This is a genomic window from Kitasatospora sp. MAA19, from assembly GCF_029894125.1.
Classification (GTDB): Bacteria; Actinomycetota; Actinomycetes; order Streptomycetales; family Streptomycetaceae; genus Kitasatospora.
In genome coordinates this window covers 46,643-69,426 of record NZ_JARXYZ010000007.1, presented here as the reverse complement: position 1 = coordinate 69,426, position 22,784 = coordinate 46,643, and the positions used below count along the sequence as shown (strand labels likewise).

Below are 22,784 nucleotides of genomic sequence, written 5' to 3'. Positions count from 1 at the left end.
TTGCCGGACACCGAGCGGCGCGCCCGGTGCCACCGACCCGATACCGCCATTCCCGGAGGTCGGCCCGGGGGTGCGCGTCAAGACGGATTGACGAACGGGCGTGCGGAGCGGCTCGGGTGCGCCCCGGGCTCGTCAGACGAGCCCGAGCGCCCCGGACTCGCCCATCTCGCTCATCACCAGGGCCAGTGCACCGAGCACCTCCGCCCGGCCGCCCAGGGTGCCGGGGACCACCGAGAGCTGGCGGGCGGCGCTCGGGATGGCGTAGCGGGCCACCGAGTCGCGGATCGGGGCGAGCACCAGCTCACCGGCCTCGGCGAGGTCGCCGCCGAGGATCACCCGGCGCGGGTTGAGCAGGTTGCACAGGGTGGCGACGCCGGTGCCGATCTGCCGGCCGGCGTCGGCGATCACCCGGCGGCAGCCGAGGTCGCCCTGGTGGGCCAGCTCGACCACCCGGGTCAGGGTGAGGTCCGGGCCGAGGGTCGAGGTGAGCAGCGAGAGCAGGTAGCGGGAGCCCACGAAGGTCTCCAGGCAGCCGCGGTTGCCGCAGCGGCAGACCGGCCCGGCCTCGTCCAGGGTGATGTGCCCGATCTCACCGGCGGTGCCGCCCGGCCCCCGGTAGATCTGGCCGTTGACCACCAGACCGGCGCCGACCCCGCTGGCGATCTTGATGTACGCGAGGTCGCTCAGCCCCCGCCCGGCACCCCAGACCAGCTCGCCGAGCGCGCCCAGGTTGGCGTCGTTGTCCACGTGCACCGGCATGCCGAGCCGCTCGGCCAGCTCCCGGCCCGGGGCGATGCCCGTCCAGCCGGGCAGGATCGCGGTGGAGCCGAGCGCGCCGGTCTCCACGTCGATCGGGCCGGGCACGCCGAGGCCGACGCCGATCACCTTGTCCGGGCGGAACCCGGCCTGCTGGAGCAGCCGCTCCACCATCGCCTCGGCCCGGTCGAAGCCCTGCGCGGCGGAGACGTCCACGTCGATCGGGGCGCTCTCCTCGGCCAGCACCCGGTGCGCGAGGTTGCCGACCGCGACCCGCAGATGGGTATGACCGAAATCGATGCCCACCACGATGCCGGCGTCCCCGCTGAGCGAGACGCTGCGCGCGCGCCGGCCGCCGGAGGAGGTGTCGGCGACCACGACGGTGCCGCTCTCCTTCAACTCCCGCACGATGTTGGACACGGTGGCCGCGGAGAGGCCGGTGCCGCGGGCGATCTCGGCCTGGGTCAGCGAGCCGGCCATCCGCACCGCACGCAGCACCCGTTCCAGGTTCGCCCGGTGCAGTGACGACTGCGAGCCCGGTGTGTCCGTCGACATGATCCACCCTCCCAGGGCGGGGACCCCTCCGCCGGACGTCCCCTTCAACTCCTGAAGGGTAGGGCCTGTGCCGTGGATCGGCGCGGATCGGACCTGAGACCGACTGGCACATGGTCTTAGCCGAGGCCGGTGGGGCCGGCGGCGGCCGGGGCGGGGAGCCGCGCGGCCGGCACGGCCGGGAGCTGCGGAAACGGGCTACCGGAGTCCTGGCGTTGGCCGAAAACCACTCACCACTACCATGGTGCCCTATCTCACGCGTCCCCCCGGAACCGCGGACGGTACCGGCAGGGGGCACTTCCAGACATGACGGGGAATCAGATGGCAGGGGATCACCCTACGCCGGGGGCGGGCGAAAAGCCCGGCAGCGGGCCGCAGGACAACCGGGGCGTCTCGTTCGGGCGCCCGCCCGGCGGCGTGGACCCGGCCGCCGTGGCGGACCAGATGACACAGCTCGACGGCTCGGCGATCCCGGGCCCGGCCTCGCCCGCCGGACCGCCTCCGGCCCAACCGCCGGCACCGCCCGCGCAGCCGCCGGCCGGCGGCGGGGGATTCCAGCCGTACGCGCCGACCGCGGCCGCCTTCCCCGGCCAGGCCCCGCCGCCGCCGGCCGGTGCGCCGATGGGCCCGTACGACCCGGTGCCCGGTGGTGCCTACGGTGCGCCGGACGCCGGGCAGGCCTACGGCGCCGGCTACGGATACCCGCAGCAGCAGCCCGGGTACGGCTACCCGGGTGCGCCGGTGCCCCCCGCGCCCAAGCAGCGCAACCCCGTGATGCTCTGGGGCGGGATCATCGGCGGCGTCCTGGCGATCGCCATCGTCGCCGGGCTGATCGTGCTCCTCAAGGGCAACCCCGACCCCGCGCCGAGTGCCAGCTCCGGCGGCACCACCACCTCGGGCGGCACCTCCGGAGGCACCGTCACCGACGCCCCGACCGCCGACAGCACCGGCGGCGGGGCCGGCTACAACATCGCGTGGAGCGCCGCCAAGGCCGCCAACGCGGACAGCAGTACGCAGATGCTCGGCATCTGGGGCACCGACAAGGTCGCGGTGCGCGCCGACAGCGCCGGCATCCGGGCGTTCAACACCTCGGACGGCAAGGAGGCCTGGACCATCCCGGTGCCGGCCGGCAGCAAGGAGCTGTGCAGCGCCTCCTACTCGACCAACTCGAAGAGCATCGCCGCCGTCTCCTTCAACACCGGTGACAGCGACTGCTCCACCGTCGGCGCCGTCGACATCAGCCAGGGCAAGCTGCTGTGGACCGTCAAGGTCTCCAACGACCGGGTGTCCTCGCCGACCCTCAGCGTCACGGACAAGGTGGTCGCCATCGGCGGCAACGTGGTCGGCGGCCTGAGCATCGACAACGGCTCCGCCGTCTGGCAGTTCCAGCCCCGCGACAAGGACTGCAGCCTCTACGGCCGCGCGGCCGGCAACCAGCTCGCGGTCAGCGACCGCTGCTACGGCGGCTCCGGTCCCAAGTCGCAGCTGGTGATCGTGGACGCCGACAGCGGCAAGGCCGCCAGCACGCCGATCACCCTCACCGGCACCATCGAGCGGATCGACAAGGTCGTCCAGGACCAGCCGCTGGTGCTGCTGATGAGCAGCGGCCCGAACGGCGACTACATCCTGCCGTTCGACAAGACCAACAAGCCCGGGAACCAGATGTCGGTCAAGGAGCCCGGCGCGGACAGCCTGCGCCTGTCCGGCCAGTCCGACGCCTACACCCAGAACGTGGTCAGCGGCACCACCCTGTACGCCCAGATCACCGGCACCAAGTCGGCCGTCAACGCGTACGACCTGACCACCGGCAAGCGCCTCTGGTCCGCCGCCAGCGCCACGTCCAGCCAGGACATCCGGCTGGTGTCCGGCACCGACAAGGACGGCAAGGTCCGCGCCATCGTCAGCCAGGGCTACAACAAGCCCGCCCGGCTGGTGACGCTCTCGCCGACCGACGGCTCGATGACCGACCTCGGCACCATGGCCATGCCCAACGGCCTGGACATCGGGATGAGCCTGTCCGAGTACGTCGTCTCCACCGACGGCAGCGCGGTGTACGCCTTCCGCCGCGGCAGCTCCGACGCGCCGCTGACCAAGTGGAAGAAGTGACGCCGCGGGGCTGACCCCCCACCGGGCGCAGGCCACTGGGCGCAGGCCCTCGGGCCGGACGGGGCGGGGCGGGAACGGGCCATCGGCCCGGGCCCGCCCCGCCTGTGATTTTTCAGGTGGCTCGTCCGTTGGGTCATGGGAGGATTCGCCCCATCAGCCTGACGAAGGAGTGCAGCGAGTGCCCGGCACCAACCTGACCCGTGAGGAAGCCCGCACCCGGGCCGACCTCCTCCACGTGGACGCGTACGACATCGAGCTCGACCTGAGCTCGGCCCGCGAAGGTGGCACCTTCCGGTCCACCACCGTGGTCCGGTTCACCGCCACGACCCCCGGCGCGGACACGTTCATCGACCTCGTCGCGCCGAGCGTCGAGGAGATCACCCTCAACGGCGCGCCGCTCGACCCGGCGAGCTTCACCGACAGCCGGATCCCGCTGCCGAACCTGGCCGCGGAGAACGAGCTGCGCGTCGTCGCCACCTGCGCCTACACCAACACCGGTGAGGGCCTGCACCGGTTCGTCGACCCGGTCGACGGCGAGACCTACCTGTACACCCAGTTCGAGGTGCCGGACGCCCGTCGCGTCTTCGCCTCCTTCGAACAGCCCGACCTGAAGGCCGCGTTCGCGTTCACCGTGACGGCCCCCACGGGCTGGGTCGTGGTCTCCAACTCGCCCACCCCGACGCCGGTCGGCGAGGGCTCCGCGCAGGTGTGGACGTTCGAGCCCACCGGCCGGATCTCCAGCTACATCACCGCGCTGATCGCCGGCCCGTACGTCGGCGTCTTCGACACCTACGAGAACGGCGCGCAGAAGGTGCCGCTGGGCGTCTACTGCCGCCCCTCGCTGCGCGAGTACCTGGACGCCGAGAACGTCTTCGCCGTCACCAAGCAGGGCTTCGACTACTTCCAGGAGAAGTTCGACTTCCCCTACCCGTTCGCGAAGTACGACCAGCTGTTCGTCCCGGAGTTCAACGCCGGCGCGATGGAGAACGCGGGCGCCGTCACCCTGCGCGACCAGTACGTGTTCCGCTCCAAGGTCACCGACGCCGCGTACGAGGCCCGCGCCGCGACGATCCTGCACGAGCTCGCCCACATGTGGTTCGGCGACCTCGTCACCATGGAGTGGTGGAACGACCTCTGGCTGAACGAGTCCTTCGCCACCTTCGCCGAGGCCGTCTGCCAGGCCGAGGCCCCCGGCTCGAAGTGGCCCCACTCCTGGACCACCTTCGCCAACCAGATGAAGACCTGGGCCTACCGGCAGGACCAACTGCCGTCCACCCACCCGATCATGGCCGACATCAACGACCTGGAGGACGTCCAGGTCAACTTCGACGGCATCACCTACGCCAAGGGCGCCTCGGTGCTCAAGCAGCTGGTGGCCTACGTCGGCCAGGACGCCTTCTTCCAGGGCGTGCAGGCCTACTTCAAGCGCCACGCCTGGGGCAACACCCGCCTCAGTGACCTGCTCGGCGCCCTGGAGGAGGCCAGCGGCCGCGACCTGCGGACCTGGTCCAAGGCCTGGCTGGAGACCGCCGGCATCAACGTGCTGCGGCCCTCGATCGTGCTGAACACCGACGGCGAGATCGAGTCCTTCGCCGTCCTCCAGGAGGCCCCCGCGCTGCCCGCCGGCGCCAAGGGCGAGGCCGTGCTGCGCCCGCACCGCATCGCCATCGGCCTGTACGAGCTCGCCGACGGCGCGCTGGTGCGCACCGACCGGATCGAGCTCGACGTCGACGGCCCGCGCACCGAGGTGCCCGAGCTCGTCGGCCGGCACCGCCCGGCCGTCGTGCTGCTCAACGACGACGACCTCTCGTACGCCAAGATCCGGCTCGACGAGGACTCGATGGCCGTCGTCACCGAGCACCTCGGCGGCTTCACCGAGTCGCTGCCGCGCGCCCTGTGCTGGGCCTCCGCCTGGGACATGACCCGCGACGGCGAACTCGCCGCCCGCGACTACCTCGCGCTCGCCCTCGCCGGCATCGGACGGGAGAGCGACATCGGCGTCGTGCAGTCCGTGCAGCGCCAGGTCAGGCTCGCCCTCGACGCCTACACCGACCCCGGCTGGCGCGAGCAGGGCCTCGCCCGGTGGGCCGCCGCCGCCGAGGAGCACCTGCGCGCCGCCGAACCCGGCAGCGACCACCAGCTCGCCTGGGCCCGCACCCTGGCCTCCGTCGCCCGCACCGACGGGCAGCTCGGCCTGCTCGACGGCCTGCTCGACGGCACCGCCGAGATCAAGGGCCTCGCCGTCGACACCGAGCTGCGCTGGAGCCTGCTCACCCGGCTCTGCGCCACCGGCCGCGCCGACGAGGCCGCCGTCACGGCCGAGCTGGCCCGCGACAACACCGCGGCCGGCCAGGAGCACGCCGCCACCTGCCGCGCCGCCCGGCCCACCGCCGAGGCCAAGGCCGAGGCCTGGGCCGCCGTCGTCGAGTCGGACACCCTCACCAACTACGTCCAGGAAGCGACCATCGCCGGCTTCCAGCAGAGCGACCAGCGCGAGCTGCTCGCCCCGTACGCGGCCAAGTACTTCGCGGCCGTCAAGGACATCTGGGAGACCCGCAGCCACGAGATCTCGCAGCAGATCATCGGCGGGCTGTACCCGTCGCTGCAGGTCACGCAGGCGACGGTGGACGCGACCGACGCGTGGCTGGCCGAGGCCGAGCCGGCGCCGGCGCTGCGGCGCCAGGTCGTCGAGGCCCGGGCCGGGATCGAGCGCGCGCTCAAGGCCCAGGTGGTCGACCGGGCGGCGGGCGCCCGCTGACCGGCTGACCCGCTGAAAAGCCTCGAAGGGGCACCGGAGAGATCCGGTGCCCCTTCGAGGCTTGTGCGGTCCTGGTGGACGCGGCGGTTACTTCTTCTTGCCCTTGCCGTACGGCAGGCCCGCGAGGGCGGCGATGATCACGAAGGCGGCGATCGGGATCAGCACGTACAGACCGATGGTCTGGCCGACGCTCAGGCCGGCCCCCGGGTCGTCGCCGTCGTCCCGGGTGACGGCCATGGCGGGCGACGACAGCAGCATCATCAGCGTGACCGTTGCGGAGACCGCGCCGGCTCGCAAAGCGTTCCTCTTGTCCACGTTTCCAACTTACCCGCCCCTTACGCGCCCCCGCGCGCCGGGGTCGGCCCTTCGGGCACGGGGTTCGGGGCCGGGGGCGCAGGTGGGGGCCGGGTCGGCCGGTCGGGGACGGGGGCGCTCGACAACCGGACGGGTTCAGACCGACGGGTGGGGCCCGGGCGGGGCCAGCAGGTGGGCGAGCAGGCGGGCGGCCGGGGTGGCGGCCAGGCGGTCGAGGGTGACCGGGTCGCCGGCGTGGTCGGCGACCGGCAGGCGCCAGTTCGGGTACTGGTCCCAGGTGCCGGGCAGGTTCTGCGGACGCGGGTCGCCGACCAGGTCCGGCAGCCAGACCCCGACCAGCTCCGCCGGGGTCGAGCGCAGGAAGCGGTACAGCACCGGCATCGACAGCGGCTCGCCCGGTGTGAGCAGCCCCCGCCGGGTCAGCTCGGCCCGCCAGTCCGCCAGCTCGGCCGCCGCCTCCTCCTGCTCCTCGCCCAGCGGACGGGCCAGCAGCCCGAGCCGGTGCCGCAGCTCGACGTGCTCGCCGGAGAGCCGGGCCGCGGTGCTCGGCAGGTCGTGGGTGGTGAGGGTAGCCAGGCAGCCCGGGCGCCAGCGGTCCGGGGCGAGGATCTCGCCCCCCGCCTGCCAGTCCCGCTCGAACCAGAGCACCGACGTCCCCAGGATGCCGCGCGCCGCCAGCTCCTCCCGGACGCCCGGCTCCACCGTGCCCAGGTCCTCGCCGATCACCGCCGTCCCGGCCCGGTGCGCCTCCAGGGCCAGCACGCCGAGCATCGCCTCCGCGTCGTAGCGGACGTACGCGCCCTCGGTCGGCGGGTGGCCGTCCGGCACCCACCAGAGCCGGAACAGGCCCATCACGTGGTCGATCCGGATCGCCCCCGCGTGCCGGGCCGCCGAGCGCAGCAGCTCCGCGTACGGGGCGTAGCCGGCTGCGGCCAGCGCGTCCGGGCGCCAGGGCGGCAGGCCCCAGTCCTGGCCGTGGGCGTTGAAGGCGTCCGGCGGGGCGCCGACCGAGATGCCGCCGGCCAGGACGTCCTGGAGCGCCCAGGCGTCGGCACCGTCCGGGTGGACGCCGACGGCCAGGTCGTGGATCAGGCCCACCGGCATGCCGGCCCGGCGGGCCGCGCGCTGGGCGTCGCCGAGCTGCTGGTCGACCTGCCAGGCGAGCCAGCGGTGGAACTCGACCCGGTCGGCGAGGTCCCGCGCGGCCTGGCCGACCTGTGGGCCGTCCGGGTGACGCAGCCCCTTCGGCCAGCCGTGCCAGTCGGCGCCGTGCACCTCGGCGAGCGCGTTCCACAGCGCGTGCCGGCGCAGCCAGTCGCCCTCCCGGCGCTGGTACGCCTCGTACGCGGCCTGGCGGCCGGCCCCGCGCGGCACCTCGTGCAGCAGTTCCAGCGCCTCGCGCTTGAGCGCCCAGACGGCGTCCCGGTCGATCAGGCCGTCGTGCGCCAGCACCTCGTCGCGCAGCCGGGCGGCCCGGCGGCCCAGTTCCTCCGCCTCGGCCCGCTGGTCGCCCGTCAGGTAGGCGTACTCGGGCACCGCCTCGACCCGCAGGTGCACCGGGTCGGCGAAGCGGCGGGAGGAGGGGCGGTAGGGGGACGGGTCGGCGGGGGCGGTGGGCAGCGCCTGGTGCAGCGGGTTGATCTGGACGAAGCCCGCGCCGAGGCCGGCGCCCGCCCACTGCGCCAGTTCGGCGAGGTCGCCGAGGTCGCCCATGCCCCAGGAGCGGTCGGACAGGACGGAGTACAGCTGGGCGAGGAACCCCCAGCCGCGGCCGGGGAGCGCGGGCAGCTTCTCGGGGGCGACGATCAGCGCCGCCTCGCTCTTGCCCTCGCCCGTCTCGGCCCTGAGGACGTGTCGGCCGAGCGGCAGGTCGGCCGGCAGCCAGTGCGAGTGCCCGCGCGGCAGCTCCCACACCCCGCCGTCCTCCAGCGCCACGTGCAGCCGCGCGTCGGCCGGCACGTCCAGCGCCGTCCGCCGCCCGGCCCGCACCACCACGCACGGCGGCAGCAACCGGGCCTGCTGCTCGGCCCGGTGACGCTCCAGCGCCTCCCGCGCCTCCTCCGGCGTCCCCGCCGCCACCCCCAGTGCCCCCAGCACCGCGACCAGCGTCCGGGCCCCCACGGCCGGACCCCCCGGACCCGGATTCCGGGTGTCCACCCCGTACGCCTGCGCCAGCGCCACCAGCTCCGCCGGCGGTGGTGGCGCGTCCTGCGCCGGTACCCTCAGCCCGTCGGCTCCGTCACGGTCGAGATAAGCGGCCACTCGCGGCTCCTGCGATGTCTCGGCAACGCCTGGTCAGGACGACCACAGTCCTACCCGTGTGACGGCCCGACGACGCTGCGCGACACGAGCGCGCGGATGGATCGGTCGGGTGCCGGGCGCTCTCACGGCGGCTTCACCGAATTCGCCAATCGGGGTAAAGCGGGCATAGCAGTCGGTGACGTTGACACCGGGTTTGGGTAGCTGGTGGGGTGGCGGCGATGTGGTCCAGGCCTGGCGAGGAGGCCCCTGTGCAAGCCCGAGTGTCCGTTGTGGCCGGGCGGCGGCTGCGGCAGCAGCTGGAGCAGAGTGCGGCGCTGCGGGAGGTGTTGTACCACCCGACGGCGCTGGCGGCGCGGCGGGCCACGGCGCGGACGTGCCGTCAGCTGGCGCCGAAGACGGCGGACCGGCTGATCGCCGACCTCAAGGGGACGGAACCGCTGTTGGCGTCGGTGCGGGCGGAACGGGCCGGGCGGGCGGCTGGGCTGCCGGGGCGGCGGACCCTGCAGATCGCGGCGGGTGTCGTGGCGGCGGCGGTGGTCGGCGGGCTGCTGGCCGGGCCGGTGCCGTCCGCGGCGGCGTACGCGGCGACGGGGCCGGACGTGGTGAGCAGCGCGCCGCAGACGCCGCTGGGGAGCGTGACGAACCCGCAGGTGTTCCCCCGGCCGCAGGAGCAGACGGTGGCCGGGAAGCCGGTCGCGGTGCCGGCCGCGGTGACGCTGGTGCCCGCGCCGAAGGTCGACCGCGGCGCGGTCGACGCCGTCCACGAGGTGCTGGGCGTCGCCGGGGCGACGGACGTGACGCCGCGGCCCGACGCCGGGACGCCGGCCGCCGGATCGCTGGTGGTGTACGTCGGCGGGCCGGCCGAGGGCGCCGACGGCGCGGTGGACCGGGCGCTGAGCGAGCTGTCCGCCGCGGCCGGCGGCAAGAACGGCGCCGCGCCCTCGACCGCGGGCCTGCCGGCCGGCGGGTACGTGCTGTCGGCCGGCCAGCTGCCCGCCCAGGGCGGCGGGACGTACGGCGTGGTGGTGCTGGCGGGCGCGGACGCGGCGGGCACCTTCTACGCCGCGCAGAGCCTGCGCCAGCTGCTCGCCGCCGTACCGGCCGGGCAGGGGCAGGCACCGGGCGCCGCCGGGCTCGGCCTGCCCGGGATCACGCTGCGGGACTGGCCGAGCGGCGCGCCGGTGCGCGGCACCGCGGAGGCGTTCTACGGCACCCCGTGGACCGCGCAGCAGCGGCTCGACCAGGTCGACTTCCTCGGCCGCTCCAAGCAGAACTTCTACCTCTACGCCCCCGGCGACGACCCGTTCCGGCTCTCCCGCTGGCGCGACGCCTACCCGGCCGCCCGGACCGACGAGCTGCGCGAGCTGGGCGGCCGCGCCCGGCAGAACCACGTCACCCTCGGCTACGCGATCGACCCGGGCCAGTCGCTCTGCTTCAGCTCCGGCAAGGACGTGGACGCCCTGGTGGCCAAGCTGGACGGGCTGCGCAAGCTCGGCTTCACGGCCTTCCAGCTGCAGTTCCTGGACGTCAGCTACGACGAGTGGCACTGCGGTGACGACCGCGACGAGTACGGCACCGGGCCCGCCGCGGCCGCCAAGGCGCAGGCCGAGCTGGTCAGGAAGGTGCAGGACCGGCTGATCGCGAAGAACCCGGGCCTGGCCCCGCTGTCCGTCGTGCCCACCGAGTACCACCAGCAGGGCGCCACGCCGTACCGCAAGGCGCTGGCCGCGGCGCTGCCGGACGGGGTGCAGGTGGCCTGGAGCGGGGTCGGGGTGATCCCGGAGAAGATCACCGGCGCCCAGGCCGCCGACACCGGTGCCCTGTACGGGCATCCGCTGGTCACCATGGACAACTACCCGGTCAACGACGCCAGCCCGGACCGGCTCTTCCTCGGCGCCTACACCGGGCGCGAGCCGGAACTGGCCACCCGCTCGGCGGTGATGCTCACCGGCGCCATGCAGCAGCCGGTGGCCTCCCGGATCGCCCTCGCCACGGCCGGCGACTTCGCCTGGAACCCGACCGGCTACAAGCCGGAGGACTCCTGGCAGGCCGCGGTGCGCTCGCTCGCCGGCCCGACCGGTGCCGGCAGCACGCCCGTCGGCAGTGCCCTGTCCGCGGTCACCGCGCTGGCCGGCAACAGCTCCTCCTCGCCGCTGTCCGCGCAGGAGTCCGGCTACCTGACGCCGCTGCTCGACCGGTTCTGGGCCAACGCCGAACCCACCTCGGGCACCGCGCCGGACCTCGCCAAGCTGATAGAGGCGGCCGCGCCGCTGCGCGAGGCCTTCGCCGCGATGGCCACCGCCCAGCAGACCCTCACCGGCACCCAGGCCACCGCCCAGCTCGCCGCCGAGGCCGCCCCCTGGCTCGCCCCGCTGCGCGACTACGGGCAGGCCGGGCAGGCCGCGCTGGACATGCTGCTGGCCCAGCACGGCGGCGACGGCGCGGCCGCCTGGAAGGCCCGGGTGCAGCTCAACCGGCTGCGCGAGCAGCTCGTCCAGAGCCCCGCCACGATCGGCGCGGGCGTGCTCGGACCGTTCCTGGAGCGCGCCGTCCGGGCCGCCGACAACTGGGCCGGCGTGGTCGGCGGCGGGGTCACCCCGACCACCACCATGGGCACCGCGCAGGACCACCTGCCCGCGCTGATGACCGACGGCGTGGCCGACACCTTCTACTGGAGCTCCGCTCCCCCGCAGCCCGGCGACGCGGTCGGCGTGGACCTCGGCGGCGGACGTCCGGTCGGCTCCGTCACCGTGCTGATGGGCTCCTGGGGCGGCGGGCCGGACGGCGAGAACGCGGTCGACGACTACATCCGCGACGGCGTGCTGGAGTACACCACCGGCGAGGGCGGCTGGCAGCCGCTCACCACGGTCAGGAACCAGAAGACGGTCAGCGCCCGCCTGCCGGCCGGCACGGTGGTGCGGGCCGTCCGGCTGCGGGCCACCGCCGCCCAGAAGACCGCCGTCGCGGTGCGCGAGTTCAGCGTCACCGCGCCCGACGACGCCCCGGCCAGCGTCACCGGCGGCCCCGACGCGCTGCCCGGCTCCTCGGTGGCCTCGGTGCTGGACGGCAACCCGGACACCGCGTACCGGGCCGCCAAGCCGCCGACCGCGCAGGACGAGCCGCTCACCGTCGAGCTGGGCACCGCCCGTCCGCTCGACCGGCTCACCGTGCTCACCGACCCGAGCGTGCACGCCACCGCCACCGTCTCGGTGCGCCGGCCGGACGGCGGCTGGACGGACATCGGCACCGTGCAGCCCGGCTACAACGAGCTGCCGGCCGGCGGGCAGGTCGCCGACGCGTTCCGGCTGGCCTGGAAGCCGGGCGGCGACCCGCCGGTGGTCAACCAGGTGATCCCCTGGTACTCGGACGTCCCGGCGGCCCGGCTCAGCCTGTCCGACCCGGCCCTGGACGTGGTGACCGGTGCGGCCGCGCCCGCCCAGACCCGGGCCACCGTCGAGGCCGGGCGCCCCGAGGGGACCAGCGGCGAGCTGCGCACCGAGGTGCCGGCCGCCGCCAAGGGCCTGACCGTGGCCCCGGCGAGCGGGGTGACCGTGCCGCGCGGCGGCCGGGTGGGCGTGCCGCTGCTGGTCAGCGCCGCCCCCGGGACGCCGTCCGGGACGTACCAGGTGCCGGTGCAGTTCGTGGCCGGCACCACCACGGTGAAGCAGGTGCTCCAGGTGCACGTGGTGCCGCCGACCGGCGGGCCGGACCTGGCGCTCGGCGCCAAGGCGACCTCCTCGGGCGACGAGACGGCCAACTTCCCCGCCTCGGCGGTCGCCGACGGCGACCCGAAGACCCGCTGGTCCTCCCCCGCCAAGGACGACGCCTGGGTGCAGCTGGAACTGCCGCAGGCCGCCCACCTGGGCGCGGCGGTGCTGCACTGGCAGGCCGCGTACGCCGCCTCGTACAAGCTCCAGGTCTCGGCGGACGGGACCACCTGGACCGACGCGGCGACGGTGGACAACGGCAAGGGCGGCGACGAGACCGTGCGCTTCGACGCGGCCGGCGCCCGGTTCCTCCGGGTGCAGGGCGTGACCCGGGCCACCAAGTACGGCTACTCGCTGTGGGGCGTCGAGCTGTACGCCGTCACCCCGCCGGCCCAGCCGCCGACCGTACCCCCGGCGCAGTCGGGCGGCACCCCGGCCACCCCGGTCACCCCGGTCACCCCGCCGTCCACGGCCCCGGTCCAGCCGACCGCCCCGGCCACGCCCCCGGCGACCGCGCCGACGGGCGGGTCCGCGCCGAAGCAGTAGCCGCCGGCCGTCCGCGGAGGCGCGGGAGCGCCCGGACAACGCGGCGGGCCGCCGTGCTCCCCGGTGGGGGGCGCGGCGGCCCATGAGGCGTACCGACGATGTGACGGGCTGGCCCTTGTGGAGCGGGGTCAGGCGGAGAGCGGTTCGGGCTGCTCACCGCGGCGGACCGGGGCGGAGTGGGCGGAGTGCGCCCGACCGAGCGGGACGGGATGGCCCTGCTCGATACGGTCGTGGTGCTCGTACTCGCCCCACTGCGGGGCGCGCAGCTGGTCGCCGCCGCCGTAGGGCTCCAGGTAGGGGCGCCAGCGGGGGTCCTTGATGCCGGTGCCGATGATCCGCCAGGCGAGGCCGCTGGGCGGAGCCGGCGGGCGCTTCATGCGCCAGCCGAGTTCGGTGAGGTGGCGGTCGGCCTTGGTGTGGTTGCAGCGGCGGCAGGCCGCCACCACGTTGTCCCACCGGTGCTGGCCGCCCCGGCTCCGCGGGATGACGTGGTCGACGCTGGTGGCGGCGGCCCCGCAGTAGACGCAGCGGCCGTGGTCGCGGGCGAACAGCGCCCGGCGGGTGAGCGGGACTGGCCCGCAGAACGGGACCCGCACGAAGCGGGTCAGGCGGACGACGGACGGCGCCGGAAGGGCGCTGGTGGCGCTGTGCAGAGTGACTCCCGAGTCCTCCAGGCTGACCGCCTTGTGGTTGAGGACCAGGATGAGTGCGCGGCGCATCGATACGACGCCGAGTGGCTCGTAGGACGCGTTGAGGACCAGGACATGTGGCACGGATGCCTCCTTGGACGCCTGCGGCGCGTGGCTCGCGCCGGGACGAGCGGTTGGATCGCACAACTGGTGCGCGATCTCCCCCAGTGTCGCCTTACGCCTTTGTACGGCGCCACCACTCCTGTGTAACGGACCTGACCTGAACTTCCGGTGTGGCTTCCGTCATAGCCGGTATGCCCTGGGGACCGTCGGGTTGCACCCGGGCGCCGTCGGGGTGCCGTCCGGTGGCCCTCCCGGGGGACCGCTCGGCCGGTCGGAGCAGCGGCCGCGCCCGGTGTCCGGGGAGCGCACCGGTGCGTTGACGGGGCGTCCGAGCGGTCCCGTACGCCCTTCGGCGCGTCCGGTCGGGTGTTCGGTGCCGGATAGGCTATGGCGGACGGTCCGCGGGCGGCGTGCCGCGGCGCGGGCCCGCCTTGCCCCCTGCAGGAAGGTCCCGCACGTGTTCCGCTCCGGTGCCACCGGTATCGCCGACGCGTCCTCGACGCTCTCCACTCCGACGCCGGCGCCCAGCCCGACCGCACCGCAGCTGCCGCAGTTGGACCTGAGAATCCCGACCAGCGCGCAGGAGGTCAGCGACACCACCAGGCAGGCCGCCAGCTGGTTCGACACGCACTGGCAGGGCTGGCTGGCCGGCGGGGTGCGGATCGTCTTCATCGTGCTGCTGGCGCTGGTGCTGCGCGCCGTGGTGCGCAAGCTGATCACCCAGCTGATAACGCGGATGGCGCGCACGCACGACCACCACGAGGAGAGCCGGCTGGGCGGTCTGCTCGCCAACACCGGGGTGGTGAACCCGGAGCGGCGCCAGCAGCGCTCGGAGGCGATCGGCTCGGTGCTGCGCAGCGTGGCGTCGTTCTCCATTCTGGGCACGGCCGCGCTGATGGTGCTCTCCGCGCTGGGCGTGAACCTGGCGCCGCTGCTGGCGAGCGCCGGTGTGGCCGGTGTGGCGATCGGTTTCGGCGCCCGCAACCTGGTGACGGACTTCCTCTCCGGGGTCTTCATGATCATGGAGGACCAGTACGGCGTCGGCGACGAGATCGACACCGGGGTGGCCACCGGCACGGTGCTGGAGGTCGGGCTGCGGGTGACCAAGCTGCGCGGGGCCAACGGCGAGATCTGGTACATCCGCAACGGCGAGGTGAAGCGGATCGCCAACATGAGCCAGGGCTGGTCGACCGCCTCGGTGGACGTCCAGGTCGGCTACAAGGAGGACCTGCTGCGGGTCGAGGACCTGATCCGGGCGACGGCCGAGGCGCTGTCCAAGGAGGCGCCGTACGACGAGCTGGTCTGGGCGCCGGTGTCGATCCTGGGCGTGGAGTCGGTCGCGGCGGACTCGGTGATGGTGCGGATCGAGGCGCGGACCGCGCCGGGCAAGTCGCCGACGGTGTCCCGGGCGCTGCGCCAGCGCCTGAAGGCGGCCTTCGACCTGGCCGGGATCAAGGTCAAGGAGGAGGCCCCGGCGGTGGCCGCCGCGGCGCCGGCGGCCCCGGCCACCGGGGTGGTGATCGCCCCGGCGACCGAGCCGGCCCCGCCGTCCGCGCTGTCGGACCCCGCCTCGCCGCGGTACCGGGCGACCGAGCCGATCCCGCTGCCCAAGTCGGAGACGCCGTAGCGGACGCGCCCGGGCCGAGAACGCCGCAGGGCAGGACCGAAACGGACGAAAGCCCCGCCCCCAACCGCCTTGGGGGCGGGGCTTCGTGCTGCCCGGTAACGCTTCGGCATCCACCGAGCTGCGGACCATTGACACTCCGCTGACGGGGCCCGTACGGTCCTTCCCAAGCGACTGGAAACTTTCCTAACAGTTCGGGTCCCCGGGCTCGACGGCGCCCCTCGTCGCCCCCCACCAGCCGAAAGAGGAGGATTCGCGCGTGACCAAGAACACCGCCAAGGCCCCTCTCGCCGGTACCCCCAGCCTGCTGCGCGCCATCAACGACCGCGCCGCCCTCGAACTGCTGCTGGAGAACGGCCCGCTCTCCCGCACCCAGATCGGCACCCTGACCGGACTCTCCAAGCCCACCGCCTCCCAGCTGCTGGGCCGCCTGGAGGCGGCCGGACTGGTCCTGCCGGTCGGCACCACCGCGGGCGGCCCCGGCCCCAACGCGCAGCTCTACCAGGTGAATCCGGCCGCCGCCCACGTCGCGGGGCTGGACGTCACCAACAGTGAGATCCGGGTCGCCGTCGCCGACATCACCGGCGCCACGCTGGCCGAGCACACCGTGCCGACCAAGGGCGTCCCGGCCGCCGAGACCGTCGCCAAGGTCGCCGCCGTCGTCGCCGGGACCGTCCGCGCCGCCGGACTCGCCGAGGGCGACCTGCACGCCGCCGTGATCGGCGTCGGCGGCGCCCCCGACCCGGTCACCGGCAAGCTGCGCTACGCCTCCCACCTGCCCGGCTGGCACTCGCCGCGGCTGGTCGAGGAGCTGTCCGAGGCGATCGGCGCGTCCGTGTCGATCGAGAACGACGTGAACCTCGCCGCCGTCGCCGAGCAGTCCTCCGGCGCGGCCCGGGGCTGCGAGGACTTCGTCCTCCTCTGGGCCGGTACGGGCACCGGCGCCGCGATCGTCATCGCCGGCCGGCTGCACCGCGGTTTCACCGGCGGCGCCGGGGAGGTCGGCTACATGCCGGTGCCCGGTTCACCGGTCGTGCGGGACGTGCGCCGCCGCAACTTCGGCGGGTTCCAGGACCTGGTCGGCACACCCGCCGTCCGGACCCTGGCCCGCGAACACGGGCTCGGCGCGCCCACCGCCGAGGAGTCGATCGCCAAGGCCCTGGAGACCCCGGGCGCCGGCGACGCGTTCCTCGCCGAGCTGGCGGCCCGGCTCGCCGTCGGACTGGCCGCGATCGTCGCCGTCGTCGACCCCCAACTGGTGGTCCTCTCCGGCGCGGTGCCCAGCGCGGGCGGCGAACGCCTGCGCGCGCTCGTCGAGGACGAGCTGGCCCGGCTCTCCATGGCCAGACCGGAAGTCCGCAGCAGCGCCCTGTCCGGCTCGCCCGTCCTGCTCGGCGCCCTGCAACGCGCCCTGGCGGACGCCCGCGAGGCGGTCTTCTCCACGCACTGACGCGCCCCCCTGACACCACCCGCCGCCACCGCTCCCCCGCCACCCCGCACGCACCCTGCACCCACCTCTCCCCACCCCCGAACGCGGGCCCCGAGGCAATGACGCCTGTCCGCGCACCCCCAGGAGGACCTCGAAGTGCACTCCACCACCTCCCGCAGAGGCCGCCGCACGATCGCCGCCATCACCGGCAGCGCCGTCCTGGCCCTGCTCGCCACCGCCTGCACCGGCAGCAACGACGCCGGCGGCAACGACGACTCGGCCAGCGGCAAGGACGTCACCATCACCTTCTGGCACGGCTGGAGCCAGGACAACGAGGTGAAGGCGATCAACGACAACATCGCCGCCTTCGAGAAGGCCCACCCGAACATCCACGTCAAGGCCGTCGCCAACATCGCGGACGACAAGGTCAACCAGGCGCTGCGGGCCGGCGGCGACGACGCACCGGACGTGGTGTCCTCCTTCACCACCAACAACGTCGGCATGTTCTGTTCGACCAAGTCCTTCGCCGACCTCAAGCCCTTCCTGGACAAGAGCGGCATCGACACGGCCCGGACCTTCCCGTCCGCGATGCTCAGCTACACGCAGTTCCAGGGCAACCAGTGCTCGCTGCCGCTGCTCGGCGACGCCTACGGCCTCTACTACAACAAGAAGGCCTTCGCCGACGCGGGCATCACCGCCCCGCCGAAGACCTTCAGCGAGTTCGCCGCCGACGCCGTCAAGCTGACCGTCAACGACGGCGACAGCTACAAGCAGCTGGGCTTCATGCCGCTGTACCACGGCTACGAGTCCACCACCGAGCACTTCCTCGGCCAGTACGGGCCCACCTACTTCAACGCCGACGGCAAGTCGGCCATCGCGACCGACCCCAAGGTCGCCCAGATGCTCACCTGGCAGAAGAGCATGGTCGACAAGCTCGGCGGCTACGCCAAGCTGGACAAGTACCGCTCCACCTTCGGCGAGGAGTTCAGCGCCAAGAACCCCTTCCACACCGGCCAGGTCGCGATGGCCATCGACGGCGAGTGGCGCACCACCTCGCTCGCCGAGAACAAGCCCGACTTCGACTGGGCCACCGCGCCGTTCCCCGTCCCGGACGACCAGGCCGACTCCTGGGGCCGCGGCTACCAGACCGGCACCATCATCGGCATCGCCAGCGGCAGCAAGAAGCAGGCCGCCGCCTGGGAGCTGGTCAAGTACCTGACCACCGACACCGACGCGGTCGTCAACTTCGCCAACGCGATCCACAACGTGCCGAGCACCTTCGACGCGCTCAACTCACCGAAGCTGGTCAGCGACCCGAACTTCAAGACCTTCCTGGACATCGCCAAGCACCCGCAGTCGGGCACCACCCCGGCGAGCGTCAACGGCGGCGGCTACATCGTCTCGCTGCAGAACCTCGGCTACGACTACGAGTCCGGCAAGCAGGGCGACCTCGCGGCCGGCCTGGCGGCCACCGCCAAGGAGATCGACGCCGCCATCGCCCAGGCCAAGTAGCGGCCAAGGTCCACGGAGCTCCCATGTCACTCGCGTTCGGCACCCGCAAGGGCACCGGATCGCCCGCCCCGGCGGCGCCCTCCACGCAGCACCTGCTGCGCCGGAAGCGCCGCCGGGAGGCGGCCCGCACCCTCGCCTTCCTCTCCCCCTGGCTGATCGGCTTCAGCGTCTTCTTCCTGTACCCGCTGATCTCGACCATCTACTTCTCCCTGACCAAGTACAACGGCTTCGGCGCCCCCACCTTCAGCGGCCTCAAGAACTGGGACTACGTCTTCAACGACCTCCCGGCGTTCTGGCAGGGCCTGCGCAACACCCTGTGGCTGGTCGTCATCATGGTGAGCCTGCGGGTGGTGTTCGGACTCGGCATCGGACTGCTCATCACCAAGGTCAAGACCGGCGTGGGCTTCTTCCGCACCGTGTTCTACCTGCCGTACCTGGCACCGCCGGTGGCCGCCACCGTCGCCTTCGCCTTCCTGCTCAACCCCGGCACCGGACCGGTCAACCACCTGCTCGGCGAACTGGGGCTGCCGCAGCCCGGCTGGTTCTCGGACCCGACCTGGTCCAAGCCCGCGCTCACCCTGCTCGCCATGTGGGGCATCGGCGACCTGATGGTCATCTTCATGGCCTCGCTGCTCGACGTCCCCAAGGAGCAGTACGAGGCGGCCGAACTGGACGGCGCCGGGCCCTTCCAGCGCTTCCGGTACGTCACGCTGCCGAACATCTCGCCGATCATCATGTTCTCGGTGGTCACCGGGGTCATCCAGACCATGCAGTACTACACCCAGGCGATCGTCGCCGGGAAGGTCGCCGGCGGCATCGCGGGCAACTCCGGCCAGCAGTTCGAACCGGGCTACCCGCAGGGCTCCACCTGGACCCTGCCGCAGATGGTCTACAACCTCGGCTTCCAACGCTTCAACTACGGCGCGGCCTGCGTCGTCGCCCTGGTGCTGTTCGTCATCTCGATGGCCGTCACCTCGATCCTGCTCCGCCGCAAGTCCGGCTTCATGGCGAGCGACGACTAGGGCGTGTCTGACAGACACGCCCTAACGGCCCCAGCGGACCAGTGAGGACCCCATCATGACGCTCAGCTCCACGCTCACCAAGGCGCCGTCCCCGGCCGGCGCCTCCGGCACCGGCGGCGCCGCCGCCCGGGTCGCCCGTCGCCGCGCGCTGCTCAACTGGGTGGCCGTGCACTCCCTGGCGATCGCCGCCGCGCTCTTCTTCCTGCTGCCGTTCGTGTTCGCCTTCCTCACCTCGGTGATGACGGACCAGCAGGCGCTCACCACCGACTACTGGCCCACCTCCTGGGAGTGGGGCAACTACGGCAAGGTCTGGGACACCCCCGGCTTCCTGACCTGGTGGCGCAACACCCTGCTCTACGCCGGCCTCGGCACCGTGCTGACCATCGTCTCCAGCCTGCCGGTCGCCTACGCGCTCGCCAAGTTCCGCTTCCGGGGCCGCAACCTCGCGCTGATGGCCGTCATCGCCATGATGATGCTCCCGCCGCAGGTCACCGTCATCCCGATGTACCTGTTCTGGGCGAAGCAGCTCGGTCTCGGCGGCTCGCTCTGGCCGCTGATCATCCCGATGGCCTTCGGCGACGCGTTCTCGATCTTCCTGCTGCGCCAGTTCCTGCTGACCATCCCCAAGGAGTACATCGAGGCCGCCCGGATCGACGGCTGCGGCGACCTGCGCACCCTGCTCAAGGTCGTCCTGCCGATGGCCAAGCCGGCCATCGCCGCCGTCGCGCTGTTCCAGTTCTTCTACTGCTGGAACGACTACTTCGGCCCGCAGATCTACGCCAGCAACAACCACGACGCGTGGACCCTCTCGTACGGCCTGGAGTCGTTCAAGGGCGCCCACCACACCAACTGGAACCTCACCATGGCCGCCACCCTCCTCGTGATGGCGCCGGTGATCATCCTCTTCTTCTTCGCACAGAAGGCCTTCATCGAAGGCGTGACACTGACAGGGGTCAAGGGCTGATGTCCGCACTCAAGTTGGCAATCGTCGGCGGCGGTTCGACGTACACCCCGGAGCTGATCGACGGCTTCGCCCGGCTCCGCGACACCCTGCCGATCGGCGAGCTGGTGCTCATCGACCCGGCCGCCGAACGCCTGGAACTGATCGGCGGACTCGCCCGGCGGATCTTCGCCAAACAGGGGCACGGCGCGGTCGTCACCACGACCACGGACCTGGCGGCGGGCGTCGCCGACGCCGACGCCGTCCTGCTCCAGCTGCGCGTCGGCGGCCAGGCCGCCCGCAACCAGGACGAGACCTGGCCGCTGGAGTGCGGCTGCGTCGGCCAGGAGACCACCGGCGCCGGCGGCCTCGCCAAGGCGCTGCGCACCGTCCCGGTCGTCCTCGACATCGCCGAGAAGGTCCGGCGCACCAACCCCGACGCCTGGATCGTCGACTTCACCAACCCCGTCGGCATCGTCACCCGCGCCCTGCAGAACGCCGGCCACAAGGCCGTCGGCCTGTGCAACGTCGCCATCGGCTTCCAGCGCAAGTTCGCGACCCACCTCGGCGTCGACCCGGAGCTGATCCGCCTCGACCACGTCGGCCTCAACCACCTCACCTGGGAGCGCGGCGTCACCCTGCTCGACGCGCCCGGGGCCGCCACCGGCCGGGAGGTGCTGCCGGAGCTGCTGTCCTCCTTCGGCAAGGAGATCGCCGAGGACCTGCACCTGCCGCAGCCCGTCATCGAGCGCCTCGGCGTCGTGCCGTCCTACTACCTGCGCTACTTCTACCAGCACGACGCGGTCGTCGAGGAGCTCAGGGTGCAGGGCTCGCGGGCCGCCCAGGTCTCCGAGATCGAGCGGCAGCTGCTGGAGATGTACGCCGACCCGACGCTCGACACCAAGCCGGAACTCCTCGGCAAGCGCGGCGGCGCGTTCTACTCCGAGGCCGCGGTCCAGCTGATCGCCGCGCTGCTCGGCACCGGCGGCGCGACCTCCGTGCAGGTCGTCAACGCGCGGAACGACGGCGTGCTGCCGTTCCTGCCCGACGACGCCGTCATCGAGGTCCCGGCCGAGGTCGACGCCGACGGCGTCCGGCCGCTCCCGCAGCGGGCCGTCGAGCCGCTGTACGCCGGCCTCATCGCCGCCGTCACCTCGTACGAGCACCTCGCGCTCGACGCCGCCCTGCACGGCGGCCGCGACCGGGTCTTCGACGCCCTGCTCGCCCACCCGCTGGTCGGCCAGATCGATCTCGCCGACCAGCTCACCGATCGGCTGCTCGCCCACAACCGCGAGCACCTCGCCTGGGCCTGACGCCCACCGAGCCGCCCGGCCCGCGATATGAGGGTGTCGCGGGCCGGGCACGGCGAGGAGACCGACCACCCCCGGCCGGGGACAACGCCACGGCCGGGCCACGTACGAGCCGCGGGGACCTGATGACCCACCAGCCCGAACCACTCCTGCCCGGCGTTCTCGCCATCGACGCCGGCAACTCCAAGACCGACGTCGCCCTGATCGGCGTCGACGGCACCGTCCACGGCACCGCCCGCGGCGGCGGCTTCGCACCCCAGAAGATCGGCGGCGCCGCCGCCGTCGCCGGCCTCGTCCCGCTGGTCGAGCAGGCCGCCGCGGCGGCCGGCCACCCCGCCTGGAGCGGTGTCCTCACCAGCCACGTCAGCGCCTGCCTGGCCAACGCCGACCTGCCCGTCGAGGAAGAAGCCCTGCGCACCGCTCTGGAGTCCCACCCCTGGGGCGCCAGCAACACCGTCGTGAACGACACCTTCGGCCTGCTGCGGGCCGGCACCGACGGCCCGCGCGGCGTCGCCGTCGTCTGCGGCGCCGGCATCAACTGCGTCGGCCTGCTGCCCGACGGCCGCACCGCCCGGTTCCCCGCCCTCGGCGAGCTCACCGGCGACTGGGGCGGCGGTGGCGGCCTCGCCGTCACCAGCATGTGGCACGCCGTCCGCCACGAGGACGGCCGCGGCGGCCCCACCGCGCTCTCCCGCGCCATCGCCGAACACTTCGGCCTGCCCAGCGCCGGCGCCGTCGCCGAGGCCGTCCACCTCGGGCACCTGCCGAACAGCCGGCTGCACGAGATCGTCCGGGTGCTGTTCGCCGCCGCCGAGACGGGCGACGAGGTCGCGCTGGGGCTGATCGACCGCCAGGCCGACGAGATCGTCCGGCTCGCCGTCGTCGCCCTGCGGCGGCTGGAACTGCTCGACTCGCCGACCCCGGTCGTGCTCGGCGGCGGCGTGCTCGCCTCCCGGCAGCCGCTGCTGCTCGACAACGTGACCGCCCGGCTGGCCGAGGCCGCGCCGCTCGCCGAACCGCGGGTCGTCGTCGCAGCGCCCGTCCTGGGCTCGGCGCTGCTCGGGCTCGACCACCTCGACGCGGGCGCCGAGGCCCAGGCCCGGCTGCGCCGGGCGTACGAGGCGCAACGGCCCGTCGCCGCCTGACGGTTCCCCCCAAGACCCCCGCCCCCGCCGGATCCGCACATCCGACGG

General features: G+C 73.5%; 14 protein-coding genes. 10 read left to right on the top strand and 4 right to left on the bottom strand.

Annotation, left to right across the window (positions count from 1 at the left end; genetic code table 11):
- Positions 1–132: 132 nt before the first annotated feature.
- Positions 133–1,311 carry an ROK family transcriptional regulator gene (locus P3T27_RS13620; protein ID WP_280677925.1) on the bottom strand — a complete coding sequence of 393 codons (1,179 nt, stop codon included), beginning with the start codon at positions 1,309–1,311 and terminating at the stop codon, positions 133–135.
- Between the two features lie 318 nt (positions 1,312–1,629).
- On the opposite strand from P3T27_RS13620, the gene P3T27_RS13615 reads away from it, so the two are divergent.
- Both P3T27_RS13615 and pepN read left to right on the top strand, forming a co-directional pair.
- A complete protein-coding gene (locus tag P3T27_RS13615; RefSeq protein WP_280677923.1) occupies positions 1,630–3,414 on the top strand; it encodes a PQQ-binding-like beta-propeller repeat protein in 1,785 nt (594 codons plus the stop codon).
- A gap of 178 nt (positions 3,415–3,592) precedes the next feature.
- Entirely contained in the window at positions 3,593–6,172 is a 2,580-nt protein-coding gene (gene pepN, locus P3T27_RS13610; RefSeq protein ID WP_280677921.1) for an aminopeptidase N, read from the top strand.
- Between the two features lie 87 nt (positions 6,173–6,259).
- Here pepN and P3T27_RS13605 read toward each other — a convergent pair whose 3' ends face one another.
- Positions 6,260–6,487 (bottom strand): hypothetical protein, encoded by a 228-nt coding sequence (locus P3T27_RS13605; RefSeq protein WP_280677919.1) that lies wholly within the window; start codon positions 6,485–6,487, stop codon positions 6,260–6,262.
- Between the two features lie 135 nt (positions 6,488–6,622).
- The gene (gene malQ / locus P3T27_RS13600) at positions 6,623–8,644 is read right to left on the bottom strand and encodes a 4-alpha-glucanotransferase (RefSeq protein WP_280678309.1); all 2,022 of its coding nucleotides are present in this window, start codon (positions 8,642–8,644) and stop codon (positions 6,623–6,625) included.
- Between the two features lie 353 nt (positions 8,645–8,997).
- On the opposite strand from malQ, the gene P3T27_RS13595 reads away from it, so the two are divergent.
- Positions 8,998–13,002 (top strand): beta-N-acetylglucosaminidase domain-containing protein, encoded by a 4,005-nt coding sequence (locus tag P3T27_RS13595; RefSeq protein WP_280677917.1) that lies wholly within the window; start codon positions 8,998–9,000, stop codon positions 13,000–13,002.
- A 128-nt stretch (positions 13,003–13,130) separates the two neighbouring features.
- Here P3T27_RS13595 and P3T27_RS13590 read toward each other — a convergent pair whose 3' ends face one another.
- Complete coding sequence (locus P3T27_RS13590; RefSeq protein WP_280677915.1) at positions 13,131–13,775, bottom strand: HNH endonuclease; 645 nt, start codon at positions 13,773–13,775, stop codon at positions 13,131–13,133.
- 436 nt (positions 13,776–14,211) lie between these two features.
- Here P3T27_RS13590 and P3T27_RS13585 point away from each other — a divergent pair, with 436 nt between their 5' ends.
- From P3T27_RS13585 to P3T27_RS13555, 7 genes are all read left to right on the top strand, one after another.
- A complete protein-coding gene (locus P3T27_RS13585) occupies positions 14,212–15,381 on the top strand; it encodes a mechanosensitive ion channel family protein (protein WP_280677913.1) in 1,170 nt (389 codons plus the stop codon).
- 256 nt (positions 15,382–15,637) lie between these two features.
- On the top strand, positions 15,638–16,828 hold the full coding sequence (locus P3T27_RS13580; protein WP_280677911.1) for an ROK family transcriptional regulator: 1,191 nt from the start codon (positions 15,638–15,640) through the stop codon (positions 16,826–16,828).
- Between the two features lie 135 nt (positions 16,829–16,963).
- Positions 16,964–18,319 carry an ABC transporter substrate-binding protein gene (locus tag P3T27_RS13575; protein WP_280677910.1) on the top strand — a complete coding sequence of 452 codons (1,356 nt, stop codon included), beginning with the start codon at positions 16,964–16,966 and terminating at the stop codon, positions 18,317–18,319.
- Between the two features lie 23 nt (positions 18,320–18,342).
- Positions 18,343–19,341: a sugar ABC transporter permease gene (locus P3T27_RS13570; RefSeq protein WP_280677908.1), complete on the top strand. Its 999-nt coding sequence runs from the start codon at positions 18,343–18,345 to the stop codon at positions 19,339–19,341.
- 55 nt (positions 19,342–19,396) lie between these two features.
- Positions 19,397–20,305: a carbohydrate ABC transporter permease gene (locus P3T27_RS13565; RefSeq protein ID WP_280677906.1), complete on the top strand. Its 909-nt coding sequence runs from the start codon at positions 19,397–19,399 to the stop codon at positions 20,303–20,305.
- Positions 20,305–21,594 (top strand): 6-phospho-beta-glucosidase, encoded by a 1,290-nt coding sequence (locus P3T27_RS13560; protein ID WP_280677904.1) that lies wholly within the window; start codon positions 20,305–20,307, stop codon positions 21,592–21,594. The genes P3T27_RS13565 and P3T27_RS13560 overlap by 1 nt, the downstream gene beginning before the upstream one ends.
- A gap of 122 nt (positions 21,595–21,716) precedes the next feature.
- The gene (locus P3T27_RS13555; RefSeq protein ID WP_280677902.1) at positions 21,717–22,736 is read left to right on the top strand and encodes a BadF/BadG/BcrA/BcrD ATPase family protein; all 1,020 of its coding nucleotides are present in this window, start codon (positions 21,717–21,719) and stop codon (positions 22,734–22,736) included.
- Positions 22,737–22,784 lie beyond the last annotated feature (48 nt).